Annotated in this window: 23 protein-coding genes, 1 riboswitch and 1 other annotated feature; of the genes, 11 read left to right on the top strand and 12 right to left on the bottom strand. The window is 39.4% G+C overall.

Translation table 11 applies throughout. The features are described from left to right. Nucleotides 1-43 precede the first annotated feature (43 nt). The 5 genes from BMZ31_RS13595 to BMZ31_RS13570 all read right to left on the bottom strand — a co-directional run bounded on the left by BMZ31_RS13595 (nt 44) and on the right by BMZ31_RS13570 (nt 5746). Nucleotides 44-1129, bottom strand: a complete 1086-nt coding sequence (locus BMZ31_RS13595) for a GerAB/ArcD/ProY family transporter (RefSeq protein ID WP_175478110.1) — start codon at nt 1127-1129, stop codon at nt 44-46. A gap of 498 nt (nt 1130-1627) precedes the next feature. Then, nucleotides 1628-3220 (bottom strand): MDR family MFS transporter, encoded by a 1593-nt coding sequence (locus tag BMZ31_RS13585; protein ID WP_090832296.1) that lies wholly within the window; start codon nt 3218-3220, stop codon nt 1628-1630. Nucleotides 3221-3230: 10 nt separating this feature from the next. Further along, the gene (locus tag BMZ31_RS13580; protein ID WP_090832294.1) at nt 3231-3653 is read right to left on the bottom strand and encodes a MarR family winged helix-turn-helix transcriptional regulator; all 423 of its coding nucleotides are present in this window, start codon (nt 3651-3653) and stop codon (nt 3231-3233) included. A 399-nt stretch (nt 3654-4052) separates the two neighbouring features. Continuing rightward, complete coding sequence (locus BMZ31_RS13575; RefSeq protein WP_090832293.1) at nt 4053-5297, bottom strand: ATP-binding protein; 1245 nt, start codon at nt 5295-5297, stop codon at nt 4053-4055. 224 nt (nt 5298-5521) lie between these two features. Then, the gene (locus BMZ31_RS13570) at nt 5522-5746 is read right to left on the bottom strand and encodes a hypothetical protein (RefSeq protein ID WP_090832292.1); all 225 of its coding nucleotides are present in this window, start codon (nt 5744-5746) and stop codon (nt 5522-5524) included. A 335-nt stretch (nt 5747-6081) separates the two neighbouring features. On the opposite strand from BMZ31_RS13570, the gene BMZ31_RS13565 reads away from it, so the two are divergent. Both BMZ31_RS13565 and BMZ31_RS13560 read left to right on the top strand, forming a co-directional pair. Beyond that, on the top strand, nt 6082-8298 hold the full coding sequence (locus tag BMZ31_RS13565) for a sensor domain-containing protein (RefSeq protein ID WP_090832291.1): 2217 nt from the start codon (nt 6082-6084) through the stop codon (nt 8296-8298). Nucleotides 8299-8587: 289 nt separating this feature from the next. Then, nucleotides 8588-9820 carry a M14 family metallopeptidase gene (locus tag BMZ31_RS13560; protein ID WP_090832290.1) on the top strand — a complete coding sequence of 411 codons (1233 nt, stop codon included), beginning with the start codon at nt 8588-8590 and terminating at the stop codon, nt 9818-9820. Nucleotides 9821-9847: 27 nt separating this feature from the next. On the opposite strand, the gene BMZ31_RS13555 is transcribed toward BMZ31_RS13560, so the two are convergent. Then, entirely contained in the window at nt 9848-10345 is a 498-nt protein-coding gene (locus tag BMZ31_RS13555; RefSeq protein ID WP_090832289.1) for a GNAT family N-acetyltransferase, read from the bottom strand. A gap of 132 nt (nt 10346-10477) precedes the next feature. Beyond that, nucleotides 10478-10966, bottom strand: coding sequence for a QueT transporter family protein (locus BMZ31_RS13550; protein ID WP_090832288.1), 489 nt, complete (start codon nt 10964-10966; stop codon nt 10478-10480). 3 nt (nt 10967-10969) lie between these two features. Beyond that, nucleotides 10970-11014, bottom strand: a riboswitch (PreQ1 riboswitch). A 212-nt stretch (nt 11015-11226) separates the two neighbouring features. Between BMZ31_RS13550 and BMZ31_RS13545 the strand changes: the two genes are divergently transcribed. Both BMZ31_RS13545 and BMZ31_RS13540 read left to right on the top strand, forming a co-directional pair. Beyond that, nucleotides 11227-11589, top strand: a complete 363-nt coding sequence (locus tag BMZ31_RS13545; RefSeq protein ID WP_090832287.1) for a DUF2500 domain-containing protein — start codon at nt 11227-11229, stop codon at nt 11587-11589. Nucleotides 11590-12029: 440 nt separating this feature from the next. Next, nucleotides 12030-12488, top strand: coding sequence for a hypothetical protein (locus BMZ31_RS13540; protein WP_090832286.1), 459 nt, complete (start codon nt 12030-12032; stop codon nt 12486-12488). Nucleotides 12489-12587: 99 nt separating this feature from the next. On the opposite strand, the gene BMZ31_RS13535 is transcribed toward BMZ31_RS13540, so the two are convergent. After that, nucleotides 12588-12809: a hypothetical protein gene (locus BMZ31_RS13535; protein ID WP_090832285.1), complete on the bottom strand. Its 222-nt coding sequence runs from the start codon at nt 12807-12809 to the stop codon at nt 12588-12590. A gap of 154 nt (nt 12810-12963) precedes the next feature. Here BMZ31_RS13535 and BMZ31_RS13530 point away from each other — a divergent pair, with 154 nt between their 5' ends. From BMZ31_RS13530 to BMZ31_RS13500, 7 genes are all read left to right on the top strand, one after another. Beyond that, nucleotides 12964-13257, top strand: a complete 294-nt coding sequence (locus BMZ31_RS13530; protein WP_175478109.1) for a putative quinol monooxygenase — start codon at nt 12964-12966, stop codon at nt 13255-13257. Between the two features lie 39 nt (nt 13258-13296). Next, nucleotides 13297-14415, top strand: coding sequence for an NADH-dependent flavin oxidoreductase (locus BMZ31_RS13525; RefSeq protein ID WP_090832283.1), 1119 nt, complete (start codon nt 13297-13299; stop codon nt 14413-14415). Between the two features lie 282 nt (nt 14416-14697). After that, nucleotides 14698-15138, top strand: a complete 441-nt coding sequence (locus tag BMZ31_RS13520) for a C40 family peptidase (protein ID WP_254778809.1) — start codon at nt 14698-14700, stop codon at nt 15136-15138. A gap of 110 nt (nt 15139-15248) precedes the next feature. Then, nucleotides 15249-15758 (top strand): GNAT family N-acetyltransferase, encoded by a 510-nt coding sequence (locus BMZ31_RS13515; RefSeq protein ID WP_090832282.1) that lies wholly within the window; start codon nt 15249-15251, stop codon nt 15756-15758. 123 nt (nt 15759-15881) lie between these two features. Then, nucleotides 15882-17219, top strand: coding sequence for a PepSY-associated TM helix domain-containing protein (locus BMZ31_RS13510; RefSeq protein ID WP_090832281.1), 1338 nt, complete (start codon nt 15882-15884; stop codon nt 17217-17219). A 100-nt stretch (nt 17220-17319) separates the two neighbouring features. Next, nucleotides 17320-18102: a sensor histidine kinase gene (locus BMZ31_RS13505; protein ID WP_175478108.1), complete on the top strand. Its 783-nt coding sequence runs from the start codon at nt 17320-17322 to the stop codon at nt 18100-18102. Then, nucleotides 18102-18743, top strand: coding sequence for a response regulator (locus BMZ31_RS13500; RefSeq protein ID WP_090832473.1), 642 nt, complete (start codon nt 18102-18104; stop codon nt 18741-18743). The genes BMZ31_RS13505 and BMZ31_RS13500 overlap by 1 nt, the downstream gene beginning before the upstream one ends. Before the next feature lie 52 nt (nt 18744-18795). On the opposite strand, the gene brnQ is transcribed toward BMZ31_RS13500, so the two are convergent. The 4 genes from brnQ to BMZ31_RS13480 form a co-directional block, all read right to left on the bottom strand. Continuing rightward, entirely contained in the window at nt 18796-20133 is a 1338-nt protein-coding gene (brnQ, locus tag BMZ31_RS13495; protein WP_090832279.1) for a branched-chain amino acid transport system II carrier protein, read from the bottom strand. A gap of 83 nt (nt 20134-20216) precedes the next feature. Further along, nucleotides 20217-20460: a binding site (T-box leader), on the bottom strand. A 69-nt stretch (nt 20461-20529) separates the two neighbouring features. Beyond that, nucleotides 20530-21261 carry an exonuclease domain-containing protein gene (locus BMZ31_RS13490; RefSeq protein ID WP_090832278.1) on the bottom strand — a complete coding sequence of 244 codons (732 nt, stop codon included), beginning with the start codon at nt 21259-21261 and terminating at the stop codon, nt 20530-20532. After that, nucleotides 21248-22222: a DUF294 nucleotidyltransferase-like domain-containing protein gene (locus BMZ31_RS13485; RefSeq protein ID WP_090832277.1), complete on the bottom strand. Its 975-nt coding sequence runs from the start codon at nt 22220-22222 to the stop codon at nt 21248-21250. Before BMZ31_RS13485 ends, BMZ31_RS13490 begins: the two co-directional genes overlap by 14 nt. A 563-nt stretch (nt 22223-22785) precedes the next feature. Next, a complete protein-coding gene (locus BMZ31_RS13480; protein WP_090832276.1) occupies nt 22786-24075 on the bottom strand; it encodes an ammonium transporter in 1290 nt (429 codons plus the stop codon). Nucleotides 24076-24119: the final 44 nt, after the last annotated feature.

Here is a 24119-nt window from a genome sequence, read left to right as displayed (position 1 = left end):
AGTTAAGGTAGTTCTTCCATTAAATACCCCTCTACCTCCAACGTTATTTTTGTTTCCTAAATAGACCTACGACAAGCAGTAAGAGTGGAAACGCAAGTCCAAAGGTAAGTGAAAAAGGAATCCATGTTTTTACATTCCATTCCATCATGTAGGGCGTATTGGGATAGATATTGATAGAAAGCGCTCCTAATAAGAATGTGAGCGGAGTACTGAGACTTTTAATATTCTTAATTTTAAAAGCATGGGAAAAGCCTTCGATAGCTGCATAATAGTACAAATGAGTTTTGTAGAAAATGGTAATAATCCATATAAATGCCAACACGACTTCAATACGTGTTAAAAAGGCCCCTATGTTAATCTTCTTAGCAACAATATAAGTAGGGAAAGTTTGATTTTGTGTCAAGTCTGCCCCTAAGATGGAAACCGTCATTAATGAAATCGTTAATAAGACAATTCCTCCCAACAGGTTTCCTAACCACATTCCTCTTTTGGCGCCCTTCAAGTCCTTAACATTTGGAAAAATAGTTAGCAGCAAAACAAGAGGAGATGAGACTACACTTATGTAGGATAAAGAAGCACTGATTGTAGGCGTCCAATTAAAATCCAAAAGAGGAAGTAGTTTTTTTCCCTCATATTGTGGTATTAGCGTGAAAATCATAAATGATAGCAGTAAAAGAACCCACGGTATGAAAATTTCCGAACTTCTTGCGACAGCTTGAATTCCGAAATTAATGGCAATCAATACGGTGATGGCAAATAATCCTTGAAGAAAAGCAGCAGGTGTTTCTGTATAAATTTGAGTCATCAGGAAGTTTCCTTGTATCCAGAGAAGAATGGAAGCTGTGATAAAGGCAAAGAAAGTATACAGCAACACGATGCACCTTCCTAACCATCGACCTAATACTTTTTCACAATATTCAAAGAAAGTAAGAGAGCCCATCTTTGACCCAATCAAATTATATAATAGGACCAGTGCGAATCCACCTGAAATACCTAATAGAGCTGGAACCCAGGCACTTTGTTGGGCTCCTTTTGCAAGTAGGGATGGTGTGATTAAAATGGAAGTTCCTACCGAGAAAAGAAAGACTAGAATTCCAAATTGAAAGGCAGTAATTTGGTTGTTTTTCATGACAATGATCATCCCTCATTTTCGAGTGATCGATTAATAAACTCTTTTACCATCCTTCCCTAATTAAGGGGATATTATTTAAGGACAATGTTGAATTTGCCTGTTGATTTCCAACTCGTGGCATTCAGCCTATTTGAAAAAATAAAAACACCACCCAGCCAAAAGTGGCATGGGAGGTGTTTTAAGTGTTGTATTTTAAGGCTCTTTTTAAAAATATTTTTTTGAAAAAATAAGTTTTGTGAAAGCAAGCCAATAATGAAGTTGATTGGAGTGGAAGGTGCGAGACTCCTCGAAAAGGCTACCGCCTTTCCTTCGTGCGTGGGTTTATTCGAGGAAGTCAACCAATGTCCTGCGGGATTAGCGGGTCAGGTGAGACCCCACAGGCGCAAATGCGCCGAGGAGGCTCACCGCACGCCCCGCGGAAAGCGAGCATCCTGGAGCGGAAATCAACCACTACAATCTAATAACAACAAAGTTTACGAAAACAGGCTAATTCAATTAACTAACTTTACTTTTTGCTACACGTTCTGCAGCGCTTCTTAGAGGAACTTCCTTAAGGAAAAACGTGAGAACAACTGCTACCAGCATTGTAAATGTCACAAAGATAAATACCCCAGAGAGAGCGAATGTTAATGCATCTTGTAAGAAAGCAAACATCTTATCGAATAATGGCACGATTTCGGCAGGAAGCGTAGCCTTAATTTCATGCAATTTTTCATGATTCAACAAGAGTTGCGGGTTCTTAAGTGCTTCTAATTTCCCAGCTACTTCAGGTGGAACAGCAGCGTTACTTGATTTTGCATGTTGTGTAAGCTCAATCATTTTTTCCTTCATTCGAGAATTAAGAACTGTGCCCATGATGGCAACACCTACGGTTCCACCGACAGAACGGAATAGTTGTGAAGAGGCAGTAGCTACTCCCAAGTATTTCTGATCTACAGCATTTTGAACAGTTAGTGTGAAAACAGTCATCCCAATTCCAAGACCAAAACCGACCAATACCATATAGAAAACAAGTAGGTATTGTGATGTTTCTTTATCCATCGTTGAAAGCAGGAATAATCCCAAGGTTGAGATACATAAACCAATGATAGCCTGAATCTTATACTTTCCTGTTTTTGTGATGATTTGACCGCCAATGGCACTAGCAAAAACGAGTCCTAATGTCATGGACATCGTTAGGAAGCTTGAGTGTGTTGCAGAGTAGCCAAGTACACCTTGGATAAAGTAAGGAACATACATAACACCACCGAACATGGATACACCAATGACGAATCCTATTACATTAGATATTGTAAAGATTCCATTTTTGAATAAGAAAAGTGGCAGTATTGGGCTTGTAGCTTTACGCTCCACAAAAATGAAAATCATGAGAGAAACGATAGCCGCTCCAAATAATCCGATGATTTGTGTTGAGTCCCAATCGTACTTTGTTCCAGCCCATGAGAAGCCGAGTAACGTGAAAACAATCGTGCTAGTTAAAAAGAGTGATCCAATGTAATCAACTTTTTCGCCTTGGCTCTTTTGTTTACTTGGATAAAGTTTTGAAATGAGCACAAGTGCAACGATTCCAAGGGGAAGGAACACCCAGAAAACCCATTTCCATTCAAGGTTATCAACGATGTATCCACCAAGGGTAGGACCGAATACACTGGATACGCCGAATACAGCACTCATGGCTCCTTGCCATTTTCCGCGTTCACGGGGTGCAAATAAATCGCCGACTGCTGTAAAAGCTGCAGACATGATTAAGCCAGCCCCTAATCCCTGAAAACCACGGTATGCAATTAATTGAAAAATATCTTTTGATGTACCAGCAAGTAGTGCACCGATTGAAAATATGATAATTCCGATGATGATGAATGGTTTCCGTCCGTAAATATCGGATAACTTTCCTGCTAGGATCGTTGTGATAGAACTGGTTAGCATATAAATCGTAAATACCCAACTATAATAATCAAGGCCACCTAATTCCGAAACGATTTTCGGCAAGGCGTTCCCTACGATTGTTTGGTTTACTGCCGCAAAAAACATTGCAGCAATAATGGCGATCATAATCGCAATTTTTTCTTTATGACTAAGGTGTTCCATTGAAGCCCTCCTAATTGATGCCTAATATTTTATTGAAAATTTGAATCCCTAAAAGGATTTCTTCATCTTTTAAGCCCTGCAACTTTCTTTTGAAGTATTCCTGAATGATGTTCTCCATTTTTTGCACAAGGTTTTTACCATCTTCAGTTATGGAAAGATAAACGATTCGACGATCCTGTTCACTTCTGGTGCGAACGATAAATCCTTTGTTAACAAGCTTTTCACTTGCTGCCGTTACATGACTGTTTGTGACCTCAAGTCTCTCGGCTATTTGAGAAACCATTGAGTGGTCTTGGTTAGCCAAGATTTTAAGAATTAAGAATTCGTTAAAAGGAATATACTGGTCGAGAATTTGTAAGAATTCTGATCGAGACATTTTTGTTAGTTTTCGAAAGCCAGTGGCAAACTGTTTTTCAAGCTCAAGTCTTTCCATGTTTCCTCCACTTAGTTAATTTGATAAATAGTTAACATACTTAACTTTTAACATTGTTTATTATAATGACCATATTAACAAGTTGTCAATTGTGAAAACGTGGAAACAATGGAATATGGTTAGAAATAAATACGAAAGAGATAGCTCATTATGATTAGGATGTTTAATGGTAAGGAAAATATGAAGTCTGAGTTAAGAAAGATGCAGGGGATAATGGAAAGAATTGAATTTATTAGAAAGAAAAAGGAATACGATTTAAATAAAAGGCTCTGTTAAACTTGCGTGTTGATCTCCAATGGCTTGCTTTCCAGGGGACGAATGATGAAGAAGCTTTTCAAAAATCAACCATGAGCTTTAACATAGCCAAATAAAAAAAGGCGTCCATAGAATGAACGCCTTCTAAGATGCTTTAGGGAATGAAAGGATGAATGTTGTACCTTCTCCAACTTGACTCTTCACGGTGATTTTTCCCTTCATTGATTGGACGATGCTGTAAACGACCATCATGCCAAGGCCGGTACCATTTTTTCCTCTAGTTGAGAAATATGGTTCTCCAAGGCGCTTGATCTGAGCATCTGTCATGCCAATGCCTGTATCGGAAATGAGAACATCAACTGAATAATCTTTTATGACTGTTTCAACCCTTAGAGTGCCGCCAGTAGAGTCCATGGCTTCTATGCCGTTTTTCAATATATTGAGTAGACATTGATGGAAAAGCTGCATTTCTCCAACAATCGTTTCTTCTTTTACATCAGTATGGATTGAAACGGAATTCATATTTGCTAAAGGACTGATAATTTCAATGACGTGATTAATTTCATTTTTTAATAGTAGCGGTTCCGTCTTATTAGAATACGGTTTTGCAAATGTTAAATAGTCTCTAATAATCGATTCAGCGCGATCAAGTTCTGACTTAGCAAGGGAGAAAAACTCCTTCTTTTTTTCTGGAGTAAAATCTTCTCTTTCAAGTATTTGCAAAAAACCTCTAGTAACGGTTAAAGGGTTGCGCACTTCATGCGAAATAGACGCTGCAAGGTGGCTAACCAGTTCGAGCTTTTCAGCACGTTGAACCCTTTCATGAATGGCATTGGAGTTTCGCACCCATTCGAGCATGAACACAATGCTCATGAGGCTGGCTGAATAAAAAGAAATGATCAGAAGGTCGTAGCCTGTGGTAAAGGAGAAGAAATATTCTACGGTCTTCATGATAAACAAGCCATTGATAAAGGTTGCAAGCCCAAGGCTTATCAGCTTTTTTCGCAATCTCCAGTTATGATAATATTTCGTCAAAAAAGCTATGGCCAATACTTCAACAATCATGGCCAACGCATTTGCATATGCTTCTAATGGATACATGATCCCTATATAAATAGTAAGTAAAATCAGCATGGGTGGAAGGCAGCGAACACCTCCGTATAATCCGGCTATAACCAATGCTGTATGGCGAAGGTCCACTTGAAACTCTTGGTTAATCCTCACGTAAAAAATCATATTAAGTAGAAGTGCGATTGAGTATGTTAAAGAATACACATACGTCCGCTTATTTTTTGAGAGGTTCTTTTTGTCCACGATGATTTCAGTAAATATGGAGACGACTAAGATAAAAAATAAATCTACAATCAACACTTTAAAAGTCTCAAGCATATATGTGACCTCAAATATGTATTTTTGATGCTCTTCTCATTATAATAGAAAAGGTCGAATATTGTAAAAATATTCGTTCTAGGTAATTAGTGGACGGTGCCTTGGTAGAGATTTTTATTCATGATGAGAAAAGGTAAGAAATATGCGAGCTGAAAAGAAAATTGACCATAAAAATACCCCCTGTATCTGGGGGGACAACCATGTATGCAGTTGTCAGAGCACGATTAAGCGGTTTCCTTTACCCATCTTCGCCACATTCGTGTTCTTTTTAAGCATTGATTTACGCTTTCAACTGTAAGGGCAGAAGCACCATAAGCAATGAGGTCGCTTTGAAAAGTTCCTAATCCGAAGTAAATGGCGCTTCCCCCGACGAGATCCCAAGCGACAAATTTCTTGATTTTCCTGACGTGAATGGCAATGAAAACGGGTTTTTGTTGTTCGAAAAGCACCAACCTCACCTCCTTTTAAACAAACTGTCTCTTATTTAGGCTCTTTTCGGTTGGAGGGCTTTGTCTTATGCTAAAACCATTAAGGAAATTAGCGTTTAAAATTTTATTGTGAGGAAAAGAGCACCAAATAAGAATCTAAACGTGTTGGTCTTTATACGTAAAAGCAACAATCAATGCGAAAACAGCTTTCATTTATGCATATGTACGACAATTTGTCCTTTTTCCTGTCGAAAGCAAGTTGTGCATTTAGTAGTTTTTTTGATATTGTAAAGATATAACAATTTTCTTAATATAAAGGCTTCTTGGGGGATACTGCCTGATGGTAAAATCAGATAATGTGTTTAAACGAAATAGGTCTGCTAATTATTGCTTTTATATTTATCGCCGAACTAATAGATGAAATTTTCTCTTTTCATTTCCTGCAAAGAGGAGTCATAGCTTTTACAGTAGATATTGTCATTATGCTGGTTACGGGTTTATTTATTTACAGGATGTTTAAAGGAATAAACCGAACTGCATATGAACTGCAAAAGAATCGAAAAAGGTTAAGGAATATCTTTGAAACGCTTGATGTGGCCATCTGGTCACACGATTTAAAGACGGATGTTTTGCTCATTACTCAAGGCATTGAAAAGTTGTATGGATATTCTTTAGGAGACTTTTATAGTGATAATACTCTTTGGAGAAAAGTGATTCATCCTGATGATGTACATGTCTTGGCTGAAAGGGAAGCGAATTTTGTAAAGGGTAATGCTGTAACGAGTGTATATCGGATTATCCGACCGGATGGTGAAGTGCGTTGGATTCAAGACCGCGGGATTCCCACACTTGATGAAAAAGGGGATCTTGTTGATTTCAGCAGCGTCCTTTTTGATATTACGGACCGTAAAGAAAGTGAAGATCGCTATCAAACACTTGTAGAAATGTCTCCGGACATTATAGCCGTGTATAGCAGAGGAAAGATTGACTACATAAATGAAACCGGCAGTAAGTTGTTTCGTGCAGAAAGCCCAGAGCAGCTGATCGGCCAGCCGATATCTAAATTGATTCCACCATCGGTTTTGACTGAAATTAAGAACCGTGAATTGACGATGGGCAATGACTATGAAGAGAAATTAAGGGTGGAATTTCAGACAGTAAGACTCGATGGTCAAAGAATGAATCTCGAGATGTCAGCAATGCCTATTCATTATGAAGGAAGGATGGCGAAACAAATTGTCGGCCGTGATATTTCTCAGCGTAAAAAGGCTGAAAAGACAATTAAATATATGGCGTATTATGACACCTTAACGGGTCTTCCGAATCGGAATATGTTTAGGAAACATTTAAATGATGCCTTGATGGATAATGTTGGATCTTCTCTAGCCGTGTTGTTCCTGGATCTTGATCGTTTTAAAATTATTAATGATACAAAAGGGCATACGACTGGAGACCATCTGCTGCACATTGTGGCAAAGCGTTTGAAAAATGCCGTTCAAGATGATGGTCTCGTTTCGCGTCAAGGTGGAGACGAATTTATCATTCTGTTGGAAGATGCGGATAAGACTAAAGCGTCAGAAGTGGCTGAGAGAATACTAAAAGAGTTTGTTAGCGGTTTTGAAGTGAATGAGGAAGAATTCTTCATTACAACGAGTATCGGTATCAGTCTCGCTCCATTTGATGGTCGGGATGAAGAAACCTTAATCAAACATGCAGATACGGCTATGTATTTAGCGAAAGAGCGTGGAAAGAACAATTATCAGTTCTATACGGAAAAACTCAAAGGGCTATCTTCGAAGAAAATGGAGTTAGAAAATGGCTTGAGAAAAGGTCTTGAGCAAAAGCAGTTTATCTTACATTATCAACCACAGGTAGAGTTGGAAACGGGGAAAATCACTGGAATGGAAGCCTTAATCCGTTGGAAACATCCTGAGCGTGGCTATATTTCACCTGGTGAATTTATTCCCCTGGCAGAGGAAACAGGACTTATTGTTCCAATTGGAAAATGGGTGTTGAAAGAAGCTTGTTCTCAAAACAAGGCATGGCAAGATCAGGGGCATCTGCCTGTTCCGATTGCCGTCAATATTTCGGTCCGACAGCTCCAGGAAGATTCGTTCGTTGATACCATAAAAGAAGTGTTAAGAGAAACCAAGCTTCCTCCTTGTTACCTCGAACTTGAAATCACGGAAAGTATTATGCAAAACATCGATCGTTCAGTGATTATCTTAAATGAATTGAAAGACATAGGCGTGAAATGGTCGATAGACGATTTTGGGACAGGGTATTCGTCACTCAGTTACTTGAAACACTTGCCAATTGATAATATAAAAATTGATAAGTCTTTTGTGGATGACATAACACAGCATTCTAGCAAAGGTGCGATGGTCAAGACGATCATTGATATGGGAAATAATCTGCAATTTAAAGTAATTGCAGAAGGAATTGAAAGTGAAGCACAAGTAGAATTCCTAAAAGAACATGGTTGTTGGGTTGGTCAAGGATACTATTATAGTAAGCCGGTGCCAGCTGATCAAATGGAGAAATTATTTCTTTCACCTAGGCTCTTTTCGTAAACTTTGTTTCGTTCACACTTATAAGTAAAAATCGGCTTCTGGATTTTTACGATTCTTTATGAATTCTTGGTTCAGGAACTTCTTGAAAAGAGCCACGAAGTCATAAAGAATGCGGTGTGAAAGTACCATATGAAAAGCAACTATCAATGCGAAAACAGCATTCTCCTAAAATGTGATGAAACGGTGCATAGGTTGATTCAGCCTTGCACCGTTTTTTTGTATCCAGCAGGTCTGTCTCCCAATATGTCGAAATAGTATAAGATAAATTGCTAATAAGGGAGACTTCTTTATGAAGGGGATTAAGGCTTTGATGGCCGTTGCTATTGTATTGATGTGTACATATTGGATCGTTCCGCTCATTTTATTGTCAATATCTTCACCTTCGCAAAAGGAAGAAGAAAACCTTCACTATCCAAAAACGTATGAACAATCTAAAAAGCGTTTTATGACGTATGAAGATGATTTTCAGAAGAGGTGGGAAACTGTTCATCATATGACTTATGAGATTGATAAGGGGGACTTAACGACTGATGTTTTGTGGTTGAATGCTAATGTGAGCAAGAAGAATTTGATTGTTATCACTTCAGGAGTCCATGGCATTGAAGGTTATGTTGGGTCAGCGATGATGGACTATTTTAAGGAGGAAATCTCCGATAGAATAAATCCGGATAACACTGGGGTTGTGCTCGTTCATGCCGTGAATCCATGGGGGATGGAGAAGCTCCGTAGGTATAATGAAAATAATGTAGATTTAAATAGGAATTTTATTACGGATTGGGGAGCATTTTCCCTTGAAGTGAATGAAGATTACAAGGAGCTTAATGGTTTTTTTGAAAAGGAAAAGCCATTGGGTAACATCACCTTACATGAACTAGGTTTTCTAGGGAGACTTGGCAAAGAGGCTTTTACATCAGGTACAGGTAAAATCGAGAATGCGTTGCTTGCTGGTCAGTTTACACATCCCGAAGGCGTTTATTATGGAGGTAATAAGGATGAGAAGTCTACGATAAAGCTAAAATCTATTTATGAAGATGTTCTAAACAGTGATTATGAAAATATCGTTCATATCGATCTTCATACGGGCTACGGACCTAAATATCAAATGAGTATCTTTTCATCAGCTAGTGAGAAAATGAGCGAAACAGAAGCGAAAAAGGCATTTGATTATCCGCTTGTTTTTACGCCTGATTCAGATGAATTTTACGTTACAAATGGTGATAATACAGAGTATTTGAATCAATTAGCCAAGTCTTCTGAAAAGAAATTGTACTCCACGACTTTTGAGTTTGGAACACTAGGAAATAGCACCCTCGCTTCCATTTTATCCTTAAAAAATACGATTGACGAAAACCGCCTCTTTTGGCAAGGTGCTTCCAGTAAAACAACGGAGAAAATCGTGAAAAACCGCTATCGAGAAATGTTTTATCCTTCGGAAGAAAAGTGGAGGGAAAAAGCCATCCAAGATTTTGAACAAGGGCTGGTAGGTGTCCTTGATAATCGTGGAATCGTACTTCAAAAGTAAAACCGTTGGCAGTCGCCAACGGTTATTTTATTCGTCATGTAGGATTAATTGATAAAAGTCTACACTTTGCCATTGGTCGAATTTAAAGCCGACGTCTTTAAATCTTCCGACGAACTCGAATCCGAACTTCTCATGAAGTTTCACGCTGCTATCGTTTCCAGTCGTAATGCCTGCAATGATGGCGTGATAGCCAATTTCGCGAGCCCGCTTCAAAATTTCTGTCATTAATGATTTTCCGATTCCTTTTCCTTGATGTTCTGGTGAAAGGTAAACGGAAATTTCCACCGTGCCATCGTAAGCAGCTTTTTCCCGGAACATGGAAAGGCAACTGTAGCCAACGACTTCTCCCTCTAATTCTGCGACGATAAGAGGACGTTTTCCGCCGTATTTATTAAACCAACTCGTGCGTTCTTCAAGCGTTTGCTCTACCAAATCGAATGTCGCGTTTAAATTTAAGATGGCGTAATTATAAATTTTCAGCATGGTGGGTAGATCGGTTATGACTGCTTCACGGATACGAATCATGGCTATTCTCCTTTAAATCAATGGGGTATTAGTATCATTATACAAATGTAGATTGGGTAAAGCTATGCTGATTTATAAAAGATTTGGACGTAAAAATAGGGCTAACCCATGTATAAGTCAGCCCTAATCTTATTACTCTACGACCTTTTCAAAATTAACGCGCTTGTTGATGGCATACATGAGCGGAGCTCCGACAGCTAGTACAACAAACTCGCCTATGGCAACTGTCAGCCACGTAAATAGGAAAGGAAGTCTAAACGCTAAATTCAATTCCCATGCGATTAAGAACATGGTGATGGTAAATACGCTTGTGTTAACAGCCATTCGTATCCAAATACTTTTGATGTAGCGGGCAGTTGTCATTGTGATCAGTAATGCAATCACAGATTGACCAACACCGAATACAAGATCGTAAGCGACTATCGGTGAGAAGAAGAGATTTGTTAAAAATACTCCAAGGATAATCCCGAAGAAATATTTCTTATTAAGAACAATCAAATGATTGAAAATCTCTGACACTCGGAACTGCACGTTTGTGAATCCAAACGGCTGAATTATTGCAGAGACTGCTATGTATAAAGCAGCCACGATACCGTTGACGGCAAGTGTTTTGACTTTCATATGAACCTCCTAGTTTTTTTGCGTGGGATGGTTACGAACCACGTTTTCTGTAGATAAGCATAGAACGATGGGACTAAATAGTCAATAAAGATTGAACTCGGCTTTATTATGATAAAAAAGTTGAATTTTGAATCCTTTAGGAATAGATTAACGTAGAATAATTACATAAATAGGAAAATTCAGTGGAGGTGTTTACGAAAGTACTTTTATAATTATAGGTAAACGTTTTTATTTAGGAGATATTGATTAGGGGTGGTTGAATGTTAGAAACTCAGGGAGATTTCATGTTTCAAGTAATGCCCATTTTGATGGGGATATTCTTTGTTGTATTTTTCGGAGTCATTATTACGCTGATTGTTAAAAGTATTTCTACGTGGAACCACAATAACACCCAACCTAGAATTAACACTGCAGCCAAGGTAGTAACAAAAAGAACAAGCATACATGGGGGCGGTGAAACAAATGCGCATAACTCTTATTATGTGACATTTGAATTTGAAAGTGGTGACCGATTGGAACTTCAAGTAAGAGGAGATGAATATGGGCAACTAGTAGAAGGAGACAAAGGTGATCTGCAATTCCAAGGAACAAGGTATTTGGGGTATACAAGAAAAAATCACTAAAAGCAATTACACATGAAAAGAGAGTCGCGGAAGAAGTGGTCTTTTTAAATTTTATGTGGAATTAATCTATTTTGGAGCCTCTGTTATGCTTGCCTGTTGATTTCCGTTCCAGTCTCTTGCTTCCCTGTAAATGGACAAATTCTTCTTGATTGAGTTCACCATGCCTTTATTTTAGGCTCTGTTAAACGAAACTGTTGATTATTTTATGGGAGGGAATCCGCGAGACTCCTGCGGAAAAACGGGCTGGAAAGACCCCGCAGTGAGGAACGAGCGAGGAGGCTTGCCAGTTCGTCCGCAGAAAAGGGAGTGGATTCCCCATACTCACTTATAAAAAAACAACACTAAACATTAACAGAGCCTTATTTTAAGAAAACCTGGCAGGTAATGGTGATATCTTTATAGAATGATAGACAGATTAAGGAATAAGGGAGTAGGGTATTATGCTATTTCAGTTAGTTTTCCATATCCCAAACTATACGAAGGATCATTCAAGTTTTCCGATGCCTATAGGTGGAGGTTATAGTTATTGGTTTCCGCTTTTAAGTTTCTTCTTGGATAAAGCGAATACATTAGAAATTCATTGTTGGAATGAGGAAATAGAAACAATTGAAGAAATGCAAACTCTTTATAAAGAATCATTTGAGATAGTTGCAGAAGAGAATCTTACTATATTTAAAGCCGTAAAGAGCGATGAACTAAAGTCTTACCTGTTGAATAACCATCTTAATGACGATGGAAAGTTAAAATGGTTCACTGTTAACTTGGATAAAGGGCTGACGCAAGTTTTTCATTCAGGACATTGGGGAACTGAATTCTTTGTCCCAACTGCATCGGAAGAAGATATTACTTTTATCGAAAGTGTAACCCCAATTGGAACGCAGATGCATCAATATCGATGATTTTTTGTGTTAATGGAAAATGGGTGAAAGGTGTAAATGACTAATTTCATTTGAAGAGAGGACTCAAAAAAATTGAGTCCTCTTATTACATAAAGATTCCTAATCATTCTTTACATTTCCTCTCATGAGTTCCTCGAAATCCTTCATTTCCGGATCTGTCTTAGGTGTGATTGGATAAGGGTTCTTCTCTTGAATCAATTCATCGGTCGGTCCTGAGATAACGCCCATTTGAGAACCTAAGTTGTCATTCATGAGTCCTTCCTTTAATCCATCAGGATGGGGAGTTGTTTCAACATTAACTCCTTGCTTATCGCGTGGCATTTCATCATCTCCTTTTTCCTTTTTAAGATGACAGTTTTTAGGGTATTCTATGCAAGGTATGCTGAAGGTATAGGCATTTAAATTGCCTTTTACATATTTGAGATATATCTTTAATTCAAAGTATTTGAAGAGTTGAAAGGGAGGCAAAATGATTATGATCGTATTACATGCATTTATAAAAGTAAATCCAAACCAGCGTCAACAATACCTTGAGCATGCAAGGGATGTCATGAAACATTCCAAAGCGGAAGAAGGAAACAATAGTTACCACCTTTACGAAGATACCTTAGAGGCGAACAAGTTTGTCATGGTAGAAGAGTGGAAAGACCTAGCGGCTCTTGAGTTTCACTTTAAAACTGCTCATTATGCGGATTTCAAGATCGCTACAAAAGATATGTTAGCAGATGAGGTTCGTGTTGAACGATACGATGTTAAGGGTAAATTATAAATATCGCCTAAGTATATGAAAAACGAAGGAGGAAATAAGATGAAGCAAAAATACAGCGCATTATTTGAACCGTTTCGCTTTGAAAAGGGTATCGAATTGAAAAATAGAATTGTCATGGCACCGATGACGAATTTTTCGTCAAATGAGGACGGGATGGTATCTGATTCTGAAGTCGAGTACTATGTGCGCCGTTCTAAAGGTGTTAGCATGGTGATTACAGCTTGTACATATGTTACTGCGAATGGTAAGGGATTCAAGGGGGAGTTTGCAGGGCATAAAGATGAAATGATTCCTAGTTTGCAAAAACTAGCTTCTTCTATTAAAAAGGAAGGCGCTAAGGCCATCCTTCAAATTTTCCACGGTGGTCGGGAATGTCCACCAGATTTAGTTGATGGTGATGTTGTCAGTGCAAGCGCCATTGCGTCAGAAAGAAAGGGTTCATCTGCACCGAGAGAACTGACAGCAGATGAAGTTCAATCAATTGTCCATGATTTTGGTAAAGCTACACGCCGCGCGATTGAAGCGGGATATGACGGCGTCGAAATTCATGGTGCCAACGGGTACTTGATTCAACAATTTTTCTCACCGCATTCAAACCGTCGGGAAGATAAGTGGGGCGGTAACTTGGAAAAAAGAATGGCATTTCCGCTAGCGATCATTGAAGAAGTACAAAAAGTCGTTGCGGAACATGCAAAAGATCCATTTATCGTAGGTTACCGATTTTCTCCTGAAGAACCAGAAACACCAGGAATCACAATGGCAGACACACTTGCACTAGTCGACGCTTTGGCAGGGAAAAATCTCGATTATTTACACGTTTCTCTAATGGATTTCTGGTCGAAACCGAAACGCGGAGTGGAAGATAAGCGTTCAAGAATTGAAATTCTTCGAGAACGTGTGGGCGATAAGGTGCCCATCATCGGAGTTGGCTCTATTTATACGGCAGATGATGCAGCGAAGGCTTTTGATTCGGGTGTACCTTTGTTGGCGCTTGGTCGAGAATTGATCATCGATCCAGATTGGGTACAAAAGATTGAAGAAGGAAATGAAAGTGAGATAGAAACGGTCATCGATAAGTCTGCGCAAGAACGACTTGTCGTCCCGACACCGCTTTGGAATGCCATCGTGAATACACCAGGATGGTTTCCAGGAGTTTAATCATATGTTTAACCTAGAGCCAAAAACGTACAATATTTTGGCTCTTTTTATATCAAAAATACACCAACGAAACGGTAAGTTTATCCAGTGTCATTTTTTTGTGGTTATATAAGTCTATTAAAGCTATTATTTTTCAAAAATAATAAAACTATCCTACCATTTATTCTTAACATTCTGAATTAACTCTCTTGTGCGTAATAAACTTGTAATCTATTTGAGATAGATTTGTAAGCGGAATCTATTATAGTAGGTTTAGCAAATCACGCCAGGGGGTAAAACAACTTGTTAAAGAAATTCACTGCAGTACTTTTACTAACTATGATTCTCGGCATTATGTTACCGACAATGGGTGAAGCAGCTACATATCATACAACTGCGATCAGCACCGCGAAAAAGAATATCGGTGTTAAATATACTTGGGGCGGTATGAGCCCGTCAACTGGATTCGATTGCTCAGGACTTGTGAAATATTCTTATTCTAGAGCAGGGAAGTATTTACCGCGTACTGCTGGGGAAATGTGGGGAGTAGGTACCCGCGTCTACACTTTAGTACCTGGAGATCTTGTTTTCTATAAAACTTACACATCTTCAAAACCAACTCATGTTGGTATTTATATCGGGAACGGTCAGTTTATACACTCCTCATCTTCTAAAGGAGTGACGATTTCATATTTAAGCAACACATATTGGAAACCGCGTTATGTAGGAGCAAAGCGTATATAAATATTGTGGGAGCCGCACTGGATGCGGGTCTCTTTTTTTATTCTATGAACTTCCCAAATGCTTTGAAAAACACTAAGCTATAGGAAAAAGAATGAAAGAGATGTGTAACTATGAAAATAGCAGAGACTGAGCGCCTCATTGTTCGCTTGTTAACGGAAAAGGATGCAGAGTTTATTTTAGAACTTTTAAATGAGCCTTCATGGATAAAGTATATTGGAGATAAAGGAGTTAGAAATATAGATGATGCCCGGAAATATATCGTTGAAGGGCCAATGGCGATGTATGGTCAATTCGGTTTTGGATTGTACTTAGTTGAAACGAAGGATGATGAGACTCCGGTCGGAATTTGTGGATTGATTAAAAGAGAGAGTTTGGAAAATGTAGATATCGGTTTTGCCTTTCTTGAAAGGTACGGTTCAAAAGGTTTTGCGTATGAGGCGGCTACTGCTGTCATGGAATATGGACGCAACCATCTGCATTTACATCGCATCGTTGCGATCACCACAGAAGACAATGAAAAGTCTGCAAAGCTATTGGAAAAGATTGGGTTAACTTTTGAAAAATTGATTCCTTCTCATGACGGTGAGGAAACTTTAAAGCTTTTTGCTGTGGAGTATTAATTCATTTCATTTTTTTGTCACATTTAAGACTCTAAACTAGCCCTTGTGAGTCATAGAAAAGTGGATGCCCCTATTGTACATTTATTTATAGTAAAAAAAGAATGTACAGGCGGGGGAACGTAAATGAAAGACAATAATACAAGTATTTACCGAAGGGTATGGAGATGGCATTTTTATGCCGGAGTGATTTTTGCTCCGATTTTGATCATGTTAGCGATAACAGGTGGAATCTATCTATTTAAACCAGAAATTCAAAATATCCTTTATAAAGACCTATATCAAGTAGAGCAAAAAGGCGCTCCCATTTCGGCAACTGAGCAAATAGCCATTGTTGAAAAAGAATATCCTGATGCAAAAATTTCGCGTTTCCGTAAAGGTGAAACGAAAGAAAGATCTACGGAAATTGAAGTGCTAAAAACGGCAGGAAGCTATATTGTGTATGTGAATCCTTACAATGGTGACATTCTTGGAGAATTGAAAAAAGATGAAATGTTCATGGAGTGGGTAGTAAAACTGCATGGAGAGCTCATGATTGGTACTATTGGTGATCGTATCGTCGAGCTGGCAGCATGTTGGGCTATCATTCTATTGATAACAGGGTTATATTTGTGGTTTCCGCGTGATGGAAAACTATATGGAATTTTTAAGATTAGATTCAAACAAGGAAAGCGGATTTTTTATCGAGACACGCACGTGATGCTTGGAACGTGGTTATCATTATTTATCCTGCTACTCGTATTGACAGGACTTCCTTGGGCAGGGTTCCTTGGGGATAAAATAAATCAAGTTGCCACTTCGACTCACACTGGTTATCCGATGCAGCTTTGGGATGAAGTACCTCAGTCTTCCGTTCCTACAAAAGAAGTTGCTGATGTTCCTTGGGCAGCCGAATCAATGCCGGTACCGAAATCCTATAATTTAAATTCGTTGCCGTCACTGCCTGTTGAAAACATTATTCAGATTGCAGAAGAAAAAAATGTGCATCCTGGCTTTAGTATTAATTTCCCTGAAGGAGAGACGGGGGTTTACACGATTTCTGTTTTCCCACAAAAGCCTAAGGATCAAGCGACATTGCATATCAATCAATATACAGGTGGAGTGCTCGCTGACTTGAGGTTTGCTGATTATGGCCCGATGGCAAAAGTGATTGAAATTGGTATTGCCTTGCATGAAGGCCGTTACTTTGGACTGCTGAATCAGTTGTTTGGATTATTAACGTGTCTTGGACTAGTTCTCATCGTATGGAGCGGTGTAGTGATGTGGTGGAAACGCCGTCCAGCTGGAAAGCTTGGCGCACCAACGAAACTAAAGAGTGATAAAATGTCGAGGAAGGTATTGGCGCTGACGATACTGCTCGGGATATTGTTGCCACTTGCAGGTATTTCAATCATCTTTGTACTCCTTATTGATTATTTTCTGATTAGAAGAATTCCTGCTGCGAAAGAATATTTTTCAGCCTAGAAGATGCAGCCGTATGGCTGTGTTTTTCTTTTGTTTTCGATACTTCATGGTGATAAGATGTTGGAAAGAGAAGGAGTGGTTTATTTTGTCCTACCGTTCGTTGAAAATCTTTACGATCTTAATTCCGACGATTTTGATTGGTGGATTCGAATTTTTGCGCCATTCAGTATTGCTGCATAACCTTTCAATGGATGTAGGTAATTATTTTATCACGATCTTAACGTTTATCGTCTCATTCGCCTTTTCAACTTGGATGTTCAAGGTGATAGAAGAAAAAAATCAGCGTATTGCTGCCGAGCGAGAATTAAGGGCCATCTATGAAGAGCGCGAAAGGCTTGCTAAGGAACTGCATGACAATATTGCCCAAACGTTATTTTTGCTAAATGTACATCTAAAGAAGGGGAAAATAACAGAGGCACAAGGGCTTGTGAACTCGATAGATACTCATGTAAGACAAGCGATCCATAATTTGCGCGTCAAACCTGAAGAGGCTGTTTCTTTTTCCAGTAAAACAGAAAAGTGGCTGAATGATTGGAGTGTTGTTTCAGGTATTGAAGTGCAATCCACTATTCGTGTGAATGAGGGGTACTTCACTCCTTCAGAAGAAATCCAAATATTTGGCATCATTCAAGAAGCTTTTATGAACATAAGAAAGCATAGTAAAGCAGAAGTGGCTTGTCTGGATTTAACGTCATCATCAAATGGTTGGCTCATGGTCATCCACGACAATGGGATAGGATTTACAGAGGAGACAGTTTCTCCTCAACAATACGGATTATCCATGTTGAAAGAACGTGCGGCAAAGGTAAATGCCTCTGTAGACATTTCTGCTGAATTGGGCAAGGGGACAAGTATAAGAATTCAAGGAAGTAGGAATAAATGATGAGTCCTTTCAGAATATTGATTGCAGACGATCACCCGCACGCAAGGGAAGCGATTATGACCATGCTTGAGGACGATGAAGATTTTACGGTGGTGGGACAAGCGACAAATGGGGAAGAAGCAGTTCGTCTTTGCGATAGTTTACTCCCTGACATCGTGCTTATTGATATCGAGATGCCGGTGTTAAATGGTTTGGAAGCGACAAAACTGATCAAGGGGAAATACCCATTGATAAAAGTCATCATTCTAAGTGTTTCAGATGACGTTGGAGATTTATTTACGGCCATTCAATATGGTGCCCAAGGCTACTTGCTGAAAAATATGGACCCGGATGATTGGATACAATACCTCAGATCGATAGTGGATGGATCGGATACAGCAACAAGAGACATGGCCAGTAAACTTCTCTATCAGTTTAGGGAAAGGGACATCCAGGATGTAGCATCGACCAATCTCTTAACACCAAGGGAAAGTGAGATCTTATTGCTCGTGTCAGACGGGTTAACCAACAAACAAATTGCCGAACGATTGTTTATTGCTGAAAATACGGTTAAAAATCATATCAAGAACCTTTTGGAAAAACTGAATCTCGAAAATCGAGTGCAACTTGCCTCATATGCTTTGAAGTATTTGAGGTTGTAATCATCAAAGAAGGGTCAGTTCTCGCAAATTGCGAAAGCTGGCCCTTCTTTGTTTATGAAGCTTTTACCTCAACTTCCTCGTAAGAATTTTCTTTTTTGCTATCAAATAAGCTCAACAACATTCCTAATCCAGTTCCAACTAGCGCCGGTACAACCCATTCCATACCTACAGAAGCGAATGGTAATGCTTCTCTCATTGTTTGAACAGGTCCTAGTTTGACTCCGAATACGCTCAACCCGCTTAAGGTAGCGAAAACTCCAGTAAATAACATCGCCGTCCCATAAACTTTACGTGTGTTTTTGAAGAAACGGTTAAAGAAAGTAAGAGCGACAAGGACGATTGTCAACGGATAAGCCGTTACAAGGAATGGTACAGAAACCTTCAAGATTTGTGCCAGACCCATGTTTGATAAAGTGAAACCTACAAGTGTAACAGCCGATACAACCATCTTATAGCTCACTTTTGGCAAAAGCTTAGAGAAATACTGTCCGCATGCAGTCGTTAATCCTACAACGGTAGTAAAACAAGCTAATGTGAAAATAACACCTAGCAATACGGTACCGCTTTTTCCGAATAAAAGCGTAGAAGTTGCTGCAAGGAGACTTGTGCCACTTTCGAAAGTACCGTTTGCAACCATCTTTCCGCCCATCAAACCAAGGAAGACATACACTAAAGCAAGTAATACGCCAGCAATCATAGAAGCTTTTAACGTGTACTTTGTTAGTTGCTTTTCATCGCGGACGCCTCTTTGGCTCACTGCTGATAAAATGACAATACCGAATGCAAGCGATGCAAGTGCATCCATTGTGTTGTAGCCTTCTAAAAATCCTTTGAAAAATGCGCCTGATTGATATGCCTCAGTTGGTGTCGAAAGCGGTGCATCGAGCTTGAAAAGTCCGACTGCACATAATACGACCATAGCCAATAATAAAGCGGGTGTAATCCAGCGGCCTAAATATTTTTCCATTGTGGCAGGATTCAAACTCACTGCGTAAACGAGTAAAAAGAAAACGAAAGAATATAAAAACAAAACAAGAGTGGAATTCATTGAACTGCTCATAAACGGCAGGACGCTCATTTCGAATGCTACGTTTGCGTTTCTTGGAATGGCCAAGAAAGGCCCAATCGATAGATAGATAACAACCATAAATACGGTACTGAAAATGGGGTGCACGCGATTACCGATTGTTTGTACGCCGCCTTTTACTAACGAGATTGCTAAAAGTACTGCAAGTGGTAAACCGACTCCTGTCAGAATAAAGCCTGCCATCGCAAACCAGAAGGAAGTTCCAGACTGAGCTCCTAAAACGGGTGGGAAAATGAGATTGCCAGCTCCAAAAAACATCGAAAATAACATTAACCCCATAAATAATGTGTCTCTCTTCTTCATCTTAACCTCTCCTTTTGTGTTGTTTGAGGTCGTTGTGCTGAAGATGGCTTCGCTTTTGAAAAAACAAAAAAACTCGCCCCTAAAACAGGGACGAGTTTGTGCTCGCGTTACCACCCTTATTCCGCAAAAATAATTTCACGGCGCTCAGTCAACGTACCAACATACGTGTTCCCTATAACGGAGGAAGAACCGTCAAAGCTTACTAACATTTCAGCTCTGCATCTCAGAGATGATTTTCGGATAAACCCTGTACATCGGCTTCCACCAAGTGCCGACTCTCTGGTGAACAGATACATTTATCGTACTCTTTCTCGTCAAAAACTTTATTAATTAATGAATAATTTAACAGACGTTTTTAAAGATGTCAATATTTTAAAATAATTTAAATTATTGGTTTTATAACTTTGCTAACTGCTCATAAACATCTCGCAATTGGTGAAATCCGGCGTCTGTAGCTTTCTTCAAATAAAAACTCCATATTTCGGCTGTCATCCTTGCATCCCATAGGGCGTGGTGACGATTCCGAATTTCCACTTCACACAGGGAGCAAGCCTCTTCGAGAGAGAGAGCTTTTACATTTGGATCGACAATGCGCATCAAAAAGGATGTATCAATCACTCGATGTTCGAATTTTGTCCTAAGCAAATCCAAAGTCATTCGTTGCATAAAAATCTGTTCATGCTTCGCGTGATGGGCAACAAGAATACTGCTATTAATAAACTTCAAAAAATTGATCAACACTTCAGAAGCTTCCGGAGCAATAAGTAAATCCTCATCTTGAATGTTCGTTAGCTTTGAAATCTCATAAGGCAAAGGAACGTGTGATTTGATTAGAGAGTAGAACGTATCTGACTCTATAATCTCTTCTCCTATCATTTTGATGGCTCCAATCGAAATGACATAGTCACCTTTTTCAGGGTGAAACCCAGTTGTTTCAATATCAAATACAACCACCGGCAAATCCTTCAGAGGTAAATCCAGCGTACTCTTTTCCTTCATCTCCCGCTGTAATTGCCGCATAAACGAAATATGCTGTGGACTCACCTGACCCTGTACACCAGCGTAAACATTCGAACCAAGCTTACCTGACATCTGTCTAAAAAACTGCAACATCTCATTTAGCCCCATGATGCCCATCCTTCAAGACCAACCGTCTCACAGTCTCGTAAAGGTGGATCCCGTTTTTCATGATTTCCTTTAACTCTTTCTTTTGAAATGTACTCAGTTTGTCAATCGCCAAGAAGTGCCCCGTATCGTAGTTATCATGATTCCCGTAAAGTAGTCTGAAGCCTAATATTTTAGCGAAGTTCTCTTCATACAATTTGCGTTCTCCAATAGGAAGTGTCTGCTCAGGGATTTCTTTAAGACGGGACAGGGTAGGGGATACATAAATTCTATCTTTTATCGATAACAATCTCACCGCGTTCACATATGGAAACAAAACCTTCTCTTTCATGTTTAAGGTTCCCGTATGTGTTCCATGTGTTTCGGTAAGGAATTGCCCAAGAATGCCAATTCCTTTTTTAAGATGCAAAGTGTTTTCTAGAATTCTAGATAGTAAGTGTTCCTTATGGATGTCGTCTATGGCCCTTTCTTTTAACAGGGTAACAAAATGATGTTCACCGTATAGGGAACGGGCATCCATAAAGATCAACAAGTGACGGATGTTTTCCCATGAAGAATCCATAACCCAATGCGATAGTTGTTTTTCCCAATCCATAAAGGATTTGCACCAGAGTGGATTGTCGGCCATCACCCCACCATCACAATAAGGGTAGCCGGCTTTGAAAAGACCTTTTGAAATCTCTTTGCCAAGCAAAAGGAAATAGGCTTTGTTACGATCATTATGTTCCCTGAAAATGATCCCATGATCCTGATCGCTCCAAATCACTTGTTCAAATCGCCCTCCGCTACCCATTGTAAAAAAAGTGAATGGGCAAGGGGGTTTCCCTATCCTTTGGAGTGCCACAACGATTACTTCTTGCATCAATTCGTCATGAAGGGCATTCAGTTTTAAATGTTCATATTGAATCAGGGGAATTTCGAGATTACGCTTTTTCCTAATGTCCGAGTAAGTGGTGGATGTCATCCTCATCGCCCATCCTTTAATAAGTTTGGTTATTTTAAAGTGCATTGTTGATTTTCTGCATTTGTTGATTGGAGTGGAGGGTGCTTGACTCCTAGGAAAGCAAGTGGCTGGAGTGGAAATCAACAGAGCCCATTTTTTGAGAAAATCGACGGGGATTTCTCTGATTTCGTGATTTTTCTAAAAGTCGAATATGAAATTAGCGAATAAATTTTTGAAAAAGTTGATTACCCTGAAAAAACAGGCGATAACATTTTTGAAAATGGCGATTACGACCAAAAAACAAGAGCATAAATAAGTTTCTAAACCTCACAAGGGTATAAAGTGATATTTTCATATCCATTTTAAGAGAGAAAATTACGCCATAATCCTCATATTTAAGCATGCAAATTTTCGTACAAGTAGACTTTTCGTGCCTTCTGCCAGTATTCCTGAAAAATAAAGGGGAATTAAGGTGAATTGTTGATTTTCTCCACTTTGTTGATTGGAGCGGCAATCCATAGGTAAGATTAACTGAACCAATAGTTTAAAAGACGGCCTTAGGTGTAGGCCGCCTGTGAAATTTGTTAGCTTGTTTGGGATTGCTGCTCGTCGTTTAAAGTATGAAGTTTGCGTTCGTTCTTGATTAATTCAGGGTACCCGTAGCTGCCGTGTTCACTCATGTCCAAGCCGATAATTTCTTCTTCCTCTGTAACACGCAATCCCTTCATGACTTTCTTCATGACATATAGAAGGGCAAAAGCAACTATAAAGGCATAGGCACCACATGCAATGACTCCTAAAGCTTGCACGACTAATTGATCTAATCCGCCGCCGTAAAACAAACCAGGCTTCCCTACTGATGCTAATTCCTTTGTTGTGAAAAGTCCTGTAGACAGTGTTCCCCACACACCGGCAGCGCCGTGAACGGATAATGCGTAGATAGGATCATCAATTTTGCGCTTTTCAAAGAATCTTGTGCTGTAAAAAACAAGGATGCCGGCAACGAACCCGATCAGAACGGCTGCCCAAGTATCAACGAATGCACAAGAAGCTGTGATGGCAACTAATCCTGCAAGAGCTCCGTTGAGCATGGTTGTAACGTCTGCTTTTCCCATGACAATCCAAGAAATGATTAAAGCTGCCACTGTTCCAGCTGCAGCGGCCAAGTTTGTGTTTAACGCAACAAATCCAAAGAAGGCGCCATCCACAGATAAAGTGCTACCTGCATTGAAACCGAACCATCCAACCCATAACAACAATACGCTTAGTGCTGTGAAAACTTGATTATGCCCTTCTAAATTATTAGCGGAACCGTCTTTATTGTATTTACCGATACGTGGTTTTAAGAGAATAGTAGCCGCAAGTGCTGCCATTGCACCAGTCAAGTGAACAACGGTAGAACCTGCAAAATCCTGTTTGCCGTGTTCGGCAAGCCAACCACCGCCCCAGATCCAATGCGCTATTGGAGGGTAAATAAATAACGAAAACAATAAGGCGAAGACGAGGTATACGGAAAGCTTTGCTCTTTCTGCAAATCCGCCGAACGCAATGGTAAGTGAAATGCCTGCGAAGGCCAATTGGAATAAGAAAAATACAGAACCCGAAAGGCTTAAGTTATCAATATCGTAACCTGAATACAAAAAATCGGAAAATCCGATTAATGCATTACCTTTTCCAAAAACAAAGCCAAAACCTACTGCCCAAAAGACGATGGAGGAAATCCCAAAAGTAAAGATGGTCTTCCCGGCAATATGCCCGGCGTTTTTCATTCTGGTCGAACCGGTTTCAAGTAAGATAAAGCCCCCGATCATCAAAATAACGAGTACTGCTGAAACCATCACCCACAAACTGTTTAATAAAAAAGCTGTATCCATTTTATCTCTCCTCCCGAAATATAATGCTTACTGTATTTTTGCAT

It is taken from the genome of Bacillus sp. cl95 (genome assembly GCF_900115925.1).
In the GTDB taxonomy this organism is placed as follows: domain Bacteria; phylum Bacillota; class Bacilli; order Bacillales; family Cytobacillaceae; genus Neobacillus_A.
The sequence above is the reverse complement of the archived record's forward strand: the minus strand, read 5'-3'. Positions and strand labels throughout refer to the sequence as shown.

Excerpts from the sequence above, each read along its gene's own strand:
- BMZ31_RS13595 (WP_175478110.1), bottom strand. The coding sequence starts at position 1,129 with ATGAAAAACAACCAAATTACTGCCTTTCAATTTGGAATTCTAGTCTTT.
- BMZ31_RS13585 (WP_090832296.1), bottom strand. The coding sequence starts at position 3,220 with ATGGAACACCTTAGTCATAAAGAAAAAATTGCGATTATGATCGCCATT.
- BMZ31_RS13580 (WP_090832294.1), bottom strand. The coding sequence starts at position 3,653 with ATGGAAAGACTTGAGCTTGAAAAACAGTTTGCCACTGGCTTTCGAAAA.
- BMZ31_RS13575 (WP_090832293.1), bottom strand. The coding sequence starts at position 5,297 with ATGCTTGAGACTTTTAAAGTGTTGATTGTAGATTTATTTTTTATCTTA.
- BMZ31_RS13565 (WP_090832291.1), top strand. The coding sequence starts at position 6,082 with ATGTGTTTAAACGAAATAGGTCTGCTAATTATTGCTTTTATATTTATC.
- BMZ31_RS13560 (WP_090832290.1), top strand. The coding sequence starts at position 8,588 with ATGAAGGGGATTAAGGCTTTGATGGCCGTTGCTATTGTATTGATGTGT.
- BMZ31_RS13555 (WP_090832289.1), bottom strand. The coding sequence starts at position 10,345 with ATGATTCGTATCCGTGAAGCAGTCATAACCGATCTACCCACCATGCTG.
- BMZ31_RS13550 (WP_090832288.1), bottom strand. The coding sequence starts at position 10,966 with ATGAAAGTCAAAACACTTGCCGTCAACGGTATCGTGGCTGCTTTATAC.
- BMZ31_RS13545 (WP_090832287.1), top strand. The coding sequence starts at position 11,227 with ATGTTAGAAACTCAGGGAGATTTCATGTTTCAAGTAATGCCCATTTTG.
- BMZ31_RS13540 (WP_090832286.1), top strand. The coding sequence starts at position 12,030 with ATGCTATTTCAGTTAGTTTTCCATATCCCAAACTATACGAAGGATCAT.
- BMZ31_RS13535 (WP_090832285.1), bottom strand. The coding sequence starts at position 12,809 with ATGCCACGCGATAAGCAAGGAGTTAATGTTGAAACAACTCCCCATCCT.
- BMZ31_RS13530 (WP_175478109.1), top strand. The coding sequence starts at position 12,964 with ATGATCGTATTACATGCATTTATAAAAGTAAATCCAAACCAGCGTCAA.
- BMZ31_RS13525 (WP_090832283.1), top strand. The coding sequence starts at position 13,297 with ATGAAGCAAAAATACAGCGCATTATTTGAACCGTTTCGCTTTGAAAAG.
- BMZ31_RS13515 (WP_090832282.1), top strand. The coding sequence starts at position 15,249 with ATGAAAATAGCAGAGACTGAGCGCCTCATTGTTCGCTTGTTAACGGAA.
- BMZ31_RS13510 (WP_090832281.1), top strand. The coding sequence starts at position 15,882 with ATGAAAGACAATAATACAAGTATTTACCGAAGGGTATGGAGATGGCAT.
- BMZ31_RS13500 (WP_090832473.1), top strand. The coding sequence starts at position 18,102 with ATGAGTCCTTTCAGAATATTGATTGCAGACGATCACCCGCACGCAAGG.
- brnQ (WP_090832279.1), bottom strand. The coding sequence starts at position 20,133 with ATGAAGAAGAGAGACACATTATTTATGGGGTTAATGTTATTTTCGATG.
- BMZ31_RS13490 (WP_090832278.1), bottom strand. The coding sequence starts at position 21,261 with ATGGGGCTAAATGAGATGTTGCAGTTTTTTAGACAGATGTCAGGTAAG.
- BMZ31_RS13485 (WP_090832277.1), bottom strand. The coding sequence starts at position 22,222 with ATGACATCCACCACTTACTCGGACATTAGGAAAAAGCGTAATCTCGAA.
- BMZ31_RS13480 (WP_090832276.1), bottom strand. The coding sequence starts at position 24,075 with ATGGATACAGCTTTTTTATTAAACAGTTTGTGGGTGATGGTTTCAGCA.